The organism is Arthrobacter sp. ZGTC412 (genome assembly GCF_002929215.1).
GTDB lineage: Bacteria > Actinomycetota > Actinomycetes > Actinomycetales > Micrococcaceae > Arthrobacter.
Window position 1 is genome coordinate 1 of sequence record NZ_PJII01000039.1, and the last position, 5,707, is coordinate 5,707.

3 rRNA genes are annotated in these 5,707 nt (G+C 54.8%); all 3 read left to right on the forward strand.

Going from position 1 to position 5,707, the window contains the following annotated elements:
- The first annotated feature begins 188 nt into the window (after positions 1-188).
- The 3 genes from CXQ88_RS21195 (at position 189) to rrf (ending at position 5,706) form a co-directional block, all read left to right on the forward strand.
- Positions 189-1,713: ribosomal RNA gene (locus CXQ88_RS21195) — 16S ribosomal RNA — on the forward strand.
- 527 nt (positions 1,714-2,240) lie between these two features.
- A 23S ribosomal RNA gene (locus CXQ88_RS21205) occupies positions 2,241-5,380 on the forward strand.
- Between the two features lie 209 nt (positions 5,381-5,589).
- Positions 5,590-5,706: ribosomal RNA gene (gene rrf, locus CXQ88_RS21210) — 5S ribosomal RNA — on the forward strand.
- Together the 16S, 23S and 5S rRNA genes form the textbook arrangement of a ribosomal RNA operon.
- The last annotated feature ends 1 nt before the right edge of the window (position 5,707 follow it).

Genomic DNA, 5,707 nt, shown 5'->3' on the forward strand with positions numbered 1-5,707 from the left:
TGTGTCTGTTGTTTGAGAACTCAATAGTGTGCCAAGTTTGTTGATACCAATTGTTTTAGTGATTGGTTGAATTGACTGGATTGCCCGCCCCTGTGGGTGGTCTGGTTTTTACAGCTGGTTTCAAATTTTTGCTGTCTGGTTGCCGCGTTTTCCCGTGGTTTCCGGGTGGTTTCTGTTTTTGTTTTACTTCAACGGAGAGTTTGATCCTGGCTCAGGATGAACGCTGGCGGCGTGCTTAACACATGCAAGTCGAACGATGATCTCCAGCTTGCTGGGGGGATTAGTGGCGAACGGGTGAGTAACACGTGAGTAACCTGCCCTTAACTCTGGGATAAGCCTGGGAAACTGGGTCTAATACCGGATATGACTCCTCATCGCATGGTGGGGGGTGGAAAGCTTTTTGTGGTTTTGGATGGACTCGCGGCCTATCAGCTTGTTGGTGAGGTAATGGCTCACCAAGGCGACGACGGGTAGCCGGCCTGAGAGGGTGACCGGCCACACTGGGACTGAGACACGGCCCAGACTCCTACGGGAGGCAGCAGTGGGGAATATTGCACAATGGGCGCAAGCCTGATGCAGCGACGCCGCGTGAGGGATGACGGCCTTCGGGTTGTAAACCTCTTTCAGTAGGGAAGAAGCGAAAGTGACGGTACCTGCAGAAGAAGCGCCGGCTAACTACGTGCCAGCAGCCGCGGTAATACGTAGGGCGCAAGCGTTATCCGGAATTATTGGGCGTAAAGAGCTCGTAGGCGGTTTGTCGCGTCTGCCGTGAAAGTCCGGGGCTCAACTCCGGATCTGCGGTGGGTACGGGCAGACTAGAGTGATGTAGGGGAGACTGGAATTCCTGGTGTAGCGGTGAAATGCGCAGATATCAGGAGGAACACCGATGGCGAAGGCAGGTCTCTGGGCATTAACTGACGCTGAGGAGCGAAAGCATGGGGAGCGAACAGGATTAGATACCCTGGTAGTCCATGCCGTAAACGTTGGGCACTAGGTGTGGGGGACATTCCACGTTTTCCGCGCCGTAGCTAACGCATTAAGTGCCCCGCCTGGGGAGTACGGCCGCAAGGCTAAAACTCAAAGGAATTGACGGGGGCCCGCACAAGCGGCGGAGCATGCGGATTAATTCGATGCAACGCGAAGAACCTTACCAAGGCTTGACATGAACCGGAAAGACCTGGAAACAGGTGCCCCGCTTGCGGTCGGTTTACAGGTGGTGCATGGTTGTCGTCAGCTCGTGTCGTGAGATGTTGGGTTAAGTCCCGCAACGAGCGCAACCCTCGTTCTATGTTGCCAGCACGTGATGGTGGGGACTCATAGGAGACTGCCGGGGTCAACTCGGAGGAAGGTGGGGACGACGTCAAATCATCATGCCCCTTATGTCTTGGGCTTCACGCATGCTACAATGGCCGGTACAAAGGGTTGCGATACTGTGAGGTGGAGCTAATCCCAAAAAGCCGGTCTCAGTTCGGATTGGGGTCTGCAACTCGACCCCATGAAGTCGGAGTCGCTAGTAATCGCAGATCAGCAACGCTGCGGTGAATACGTTCCCGGGCCTTGTACACACCGCCCGTCAAGTCACGAAAGTTGGTAACACCCGAAGCCGGTGGCCTAACCCCTTGTGGGAGGGAGCTGTCGAAGGTGGGACTGGCGATTGGGACTAAGTCGTAACAAGGTAGCCGTACCGGAAGGTGCGGCTGGATCACCTCCTTTCTAAGGAGCACCTACAAGCTTTCCTGCCCGTGTATGTGGGTGGTGGGGGTTTGTCAGGAGTATATGCCCGTTGCGCAGACGTTTGTTCTGCGGCGGGTGCTCAAGGGTGGAATATCAACGGATAGCGGCCGCGTGTTTCTTTCTTTGCCCAGTACGGATGCTTTTGGTGTCCTGGAACGGTGGGGTGGGGGATGGGTGGTTTAGTGTTTGGCACACTGTTGGGTCCTGAAGCAACAGGACCATGGCATGGTTTCCGGTGTCCCCGTTTTGGTGGGGGTGTTGGGGGTTGTGGTGTGGGACTTGTGTTTCTGGTTTTCCTGGCCGGACCGATCATGCACGTTTGTGTGTGGGGTGTGTGGTTTGGGGTTGTTGTTTGAGAACTACATAGTGGACGCGAGCATCTTTTATAAGAAGCAATTTCCAAGATATATGAACCTGGATCTGGCTGCGCTGTTGATGCCCTTTTGGGGTGTTGGGGTGTGGTTGGTTTTCATGGTTCTCTCGTAAATTACTGATTGATCTTTTGTGGTCAAGTTTTTAAGAGCACACGGTGGATGCCTTGGCATTAGGAGCCGAAGAAGGACGTAGGAATCTGCGATAAGCCTGGGGGAGTCGATAACCGGACTGTGATCCCAGGGTGTCCGAATGGGGAAACCCCGCCAGGGGCGCGAGCTGCCTGGTGACCCGCATCTGAACACATAGGGTGCGTGGAGGGAACGCGGGGAAGTGAAACATCTCAGTACCCGCAGGAAGAGAAAACAATAGTGATTCCGTTAGTAGTGGCGAGCGAACGCGGATCAGGCTAAACCGTTCCATGTGTGATAGCCGGCGGGCGTTGCATGGTCGGGGTTGTGGGACTTTCCGTATCAGTTCTGCCGGACTGGTGAGGTGTGATGTGCAGGCATAGGTGAACGGTCTTGAAAGGCCGGCCAGAGAGGGTGTGAGCCCCGTAACCGAAATGTTGTGTACCGCCTGGATGAGTATCCCAAGTAGCACGGGGCCCGAGAAATCCCGTGTGAATCTGTCAGGACCACCTGATAAGCCTAAATACTCCCTAATGACCGATAGCGGACCAGTACCGTGAGGGAAAGGTGAAAAGTACCCCGGGAGGGGAGTGAAACAGTACCTGAAACCGTGTGCTTACAATCCGTCGGAGCAGCCGCACCTTGTGTGCATAGTAGCTGTGACGGCGTGCCTTTTGAAGAATGAGCCTGCGAGTTAGTGTTACGTCGCGAGGTTAACCCGTGTGGGGAAGCCGTAGCGAAAGCGAGTCTGAATAGGGCGTTGCAGTGGCGTGATCTAGACCCGAAGCGAAGTGATCTACCCATGGCCAGGTTGAAGCGACGGTAAGACGTCGTGGAGGACCGAACCCACTTCAGTTGAAAATGGAGGGGATGAGCTGTGGGTAGGGGTGAAAGGCCAATCAAACTTCGTGATAGCTGGTTCTCCCCGAAATGCATTTAGGTGCAGCGTTGCGTGTTTCTTACCGGAGGTAGAGCTACTGGATGGCTAATGGGCCCTACAAGGTTACTGACGTCAGCCAAACTCCGAATGCCGGTAAGTGAGAGCGCAGCAGTGAGACTGTGGGGGATAAGCTTCATAGTCGAGAGGGAAACAGCCCAGACCACCAACTAAGGCCCCTAAGCGTGTGCTAAGTGGGAAAGGATGTGGAGTTGCGAAGACAACCAGGAGGTTGGCTTAGAAGCAGCCATCCTTAAAAGAGTGCGTAATAGCTCACTGGTCAAGTGATTCCGCGCCGACAATGTAGCGGGGCTCAAGTACACCGCCGAAGTTGTGGCATTCAGATATTAGCTAAGCCCTTGTGGTTCAGGCGTCTGGATGGGTAGGGGAGCGTCGTGTGGGCAGTGAAGTCGCGGTGTAAACCAGCGGTGGAGCCTACACGAGTGAGAATGCAGGCATGAGTAGCGAAAGACGGGTGAGAAACCCGTCCGCCGAATGATCAAGGGTTCCAGGGTCAAGCTAATCTGCCCTGGGTAAGTCGGGACCTAAGGCGAGGCCGACAGGCGTAGTCGATGGACAACGGGTTGATATTCCCGTACCGGCGAAAAACCGCCCATGCTGAACAGGGGATACTAACTGCCCGAGACCTGCCCGATCACCCTTGTGGTGTGAGGGTTTTGGTGGAGCGCAGGACCTGATCCTGGGAGGCAAGCGTATTAACAGGTGTGACGCAGGAAGGTAGCCAAGCCGGGCGATGGTTGTCCCGGTCTAAGGATGTAGGGCGAACGGTAGGCAAATCCGCTGTTCATGATGCCTGAGATCTGATGGGACCCCCGTTTGGGGGGATTTGGTGATCCTATGCTGCCGAGAAAAGCATCGACGCGAGGTTTTAGCCGCCCGTACCCCAAACCGACACAGGTGATCAGGTAGAGAATACTAAGGCGATCGAGAGAATTATGGTTAAGGAACTCGGCAAAATGCCCCCGTAACTTCGGGAGAAGGGGGGCCCCAACCTTGAACACCACTTGCTGGTGGGAGGGGATCGGGGCCGCAGAGACCAGGGGGAAGCGACTGTTTACTAAAAACACAGGTCCGTGCGAAGTCGCAAGACGATGTATACGGACTGACTCCTGCCCGGTGCTGGAAGGTTAAGAGGACCGGTTAGCCGCAAGGCGAAGCTGAGAATTTAAGCCCCAGTAAACGGCGGTGGTAACTATAACCATCCTAAGGTAGCGAAATTCCTTGTCGGGTAAGTTCCGACCTGCACGAATGGAGTAACGACTTCCCCGCTGTCTCAACCATAAACTCGGCGAAATTGCAGTACGAGTAAAGATGCTCGTTACGCGCAGCAGGACGGAAAGACCCCGAGACCTTTACTATAGTTTGGTATTGGTGTTCGGAGTGGCTTGTGTAGGATAGGTGGGAGACGTTGAAGCCCGGACGCCAGTTCGGGTGGAGTCATCGTTGAAATACCACTCTGGTCACTTTGGACATCTAACTTCGGCCCGTAATCCGGGTCAGGGACAGTGCCTGATGGGTAGTTTAACTGGGGCGGTTGCCTCCTAAAAAGTAACGGAGGCGCCCAAAGGTTCCCTCAGCCTGGTTGGCAATCAGGTGTCGAGTGTAAGTGCACAAGGGAGCTTGACTGTGAGAGAGACATCTCGAGCAGGGACGAAAGTCGGGACTAGTGATCCGGCGGTACATTGTGGAATGGCCGTCGCTCAACGGATAAAAGGTACCTCGGGGATAACAGGCTGATCTTGCCCAAGAGTCCATATCGACGGCATGGTTTGGCACCTCGATGTCGGCTCGTCGCATCCTGGGGCTGGAGTAGGTCCCAAGGGTTGGGCTGTTCGCCCATTAAAGCGGTACGCGAGCTGGGTTTAGAACGTCGTGAGACAGTTCGGTCCCTATCCGCTGCGCGCGCAGGAAATTTGAGAAGGGCTGTCCTTAGTACGAGAGGACCGGGACGGACGAACCTCTGGTGTGTCAGTTGTACTGCCAAGTGCACCGCTGATTAGCTACGTTCGGATGGGATAACCGCTGAAAGCATCTAAGCGGGAAGCTCGCTTCAAGATGAGATTTCCATACACCTTGTGTGTGAGAGGCCCCCAGCCAGACCACTGGGTTGATAGGCCGGATGTGGAAGCGAGGACTAACGACTCGTGAAGCTGACCGGTACTAATAGGCCGATAACTTACACCACACACCACCGGTCGTGAACGGATTCAAAAGACGTTCACACCAGGCCGTGGTAAAAAGATAAACAAGACTGCTTGCGTCCACTATGTGGTTCCCAAACAACAAACCAAAACCAACGCGTTTGTTGCCACGGGAAACCATAACTGAATAACAACACCACAAATTGTTGTAACCAAAGATTTCCCACCCCTTACCAGGGTGCGGAGCAAGGGTTACGGCGGTCATAGCGTGGGGGAAACGCCCGGTCCCATTCCGAACCCGGAAGCTAAGACCCACAGCGCCGATGGTACTGCACCCGGGAGGGTGTGGGAGAGTAGGTCACCGCCGGACA